This is a genomic window from Pseudomonas inefficax, from assembly GCF_900277125.1.
Classification (GTDB): domain Bacteria; phylum Pseudomonadota; class Gammaproteobacteria; order Pseudomonadales; family Pseudomonadaceae; genus Aquipseudomonas; species Aquipseudomonas inefficax.
The window spans coordinates 1-1,918 of record NZ_OPYN01000223.1 but is presented as its reverse complement, the minus strand read 5'-3'; the positions used below and the strand labels follow the sequence as shown (position 1 = coordinate 1,918).

Here is a 1,918-nt window from a genome sequence, read left to right as displayed (position 1 = left end):
GCTGACCCGGCAGACCCTGCCGCGTCATGAAGAGCCGGACTTCATCCCTGACCACCGGGTGCCGATGACCGACGCCAGTGGCCAGGTGATCAAGAAACCGAAAAAACCCAAGAAGCCGAAGGAAAACAGCGCCAAGCGCGGGTTGGGGCGCTGGATGGACAGCGCTGAAGCAGGCAGTGCGGAGCCGGCGGTGAAGGCAGTGCGCAAGGTGCCTAGTTTCAATGGTGGGCCGCGCAAGCGTAAGCCGTAGCCTGGGGAAGCTTGGCCCCTGTGGGAGCGGGCATGCCCGCGAAGCAGGCACCGCGGTGCATGGCACGGGCTTCGCCCGTGTTCGCGGGCACGCCCGCTCCCACAGTGGATCGAGTAAGTGTCAGGATTTGAGCCAGTCTGCTGCCGCTCGCCCGGCGCGCAACCCGCTGGCAAAGCAGGCGGTCAGCAAATACCCCCCGGTCGGCGCCTCCCAGTCCAGCATCTCGCCGGCACAGAACACCCCCGGCATGCCCTTGAGCATCAAGCCCTCATCCAGCGCCTCGAAACGCACCCCTCCCGCGCTGCTTATCGCCTCGTCCAGTGGCCGTGTGCGCACCAGCGTTATCGGTAAGGCCTTGATCGCCTTAGCCAAGGCATCAGGGTCGGCAAAGGTCGCCTGATTGGTCAGCTCGCGCAACAGTGCCGCCTTGACCCCATCGATACCCAGCTGGCTGTGCAGGTGCTTGGCCATGGAGCGCGAACCCCGTGGCTTGGCCAGCGCCTGGGCAATCTTTTCCACAGGCTTGTCCGGCAACAGGTCCAGCAGCAACACCCCGTGGCCCTCACGGTTGATGGCCTCGCGCACCGGAGCTGACCATGCATACACCAGGCTGCCTTCCACACCCTGCGCGGTCAGGATGAACTCCCCCTTGCGCGGCGCGCTGCCGGGAACGCTGAGGGCAATGTTCTTCAACGGCGTACCGGCGAACTTGTCCTTGAGCAGCGCGCTCCAGCCTGGTACTTCAAAACCGCAGTTGCTGGGCTGCAAGGGGGAGATATCCACAGCTCGTTCGGCCAGCAGCGGCTGCCAGCTACCGTCCGAGCCCAGTCGCGCCCAGCTGCCGCCACCCAGCGCCAGCACCACCACGGCGGCCTTCACCAGCCGCTCGCCCTGTGGATAAGCAATCCGCAATGCACCTTCAGCATTCCAGCCCAACCAGCGGTGGCGGGTGTGGATAACTACCCCTTTTTCGCGCAGGCGCTTGAGCCAGGCACGCAGCAGTGGCGCGGCTTTCATGTCGGTGGGGAACACGCGGCCCGAGGTGCCGACGAAGGTTTCGATGCCCAAGCCGTGAATCCACTGGCGCAAGGCGTCGGCATCGAAGTCTTGCAGCAGCGCAGCGATTTCGCCCTGGCGCTCGGCATACCGGCTGACGAACGCCGGGTAGGGCTCGGAATGGGTGATGTTCATGCCACCGACGCCCGCCAGCAGGAACTTGCGGCCTACCGAAGGCATGGCATCGAACACCTCGACCGCCAGGCCCGCCTGGGCCAGTGCTTCGGCGGCCATCAGGCCGGCTGGGCCGCCGCCGATGACGACAGCGAGGGGAGGGGAGGCGGGGCTCAGATCAGGCATGGTGGGCAGCAGGCTGTGGAAAAGAGGCGCATTCTAGCGCAGCGCGCCCTGTGGAAGCACTGATCAAAAAATGATCACTACTCTGCAGGCCTTGTTTGTAAAGGGCTGCAGCGCCTTTCCCGCAGGTTATCCACAAGCGGTTCCACAGTCATTGTGAACAACCGATGACGCGCGCCGCGCTGTGATGAAGGATGCCATGGCGCCTGGCCAGCGCTGCGCGGTCCTTGCTGTAGCCACCGCCGATCACACCCACCACCGGGATGTCGCGGCCCAGGCAGTGGCGCAGCACNGCTTCGTCACGGGCGGCAACGC

1 protein-coding gene and 2 pseudogenes are annotated in these 1,918 nt (G+C 65.3%); 1 reads left to right on the top strand and 2 read right to left on the bottom strand.

The window, feature by feature from the left end; translation table 11 throughout:
* Positions 1 to 250 (top strand): annotated as a pseudogene (locus tag JV551A3_RS27700) (DEAD/DEAH box helicase); the annotation flags it as partial.
* A 120-nt stretch (positions 251 to 370) separates the two neighbouring features.
* Here the strand turns inward: JV551A3_RS27700 and JV551A3_RS27690 are convergent.
* Both JV551A3_RS27690 and JV551A3_RS27685 read right to left on the bottom strand, forming a co-directional pair.
* Positions 371 to 1,606, bottom strand: coding sequence for a TIGR03862 family flavoprotein (locus tag JV551A3_RS27690; RefSeq protein ID WP_133979306.1), 1,236 nt, complete (start codon positions 1,604 to 1,606; stop codon positions 371 to 373).
* A 148-nt stretch (positions 1,607 to 1,754) separates the two neighbouring features.
* Positions 1,755 to 1,918, bottom strand: a pseudogene (locus tag JV551A3_RS27685) (histone deacetylase); the annotation flags it as partial.

Excerpts from the sequence above, each read along its gene's own strand:
- JV551A3_RS27690 (WP_133979306.1), bottom strand. The coding sequence starts at position 1,606 with ATGCCTGATCTGAGCCCCGCCTCCCCTCCCCTCGCTGTCGTCATCGGC.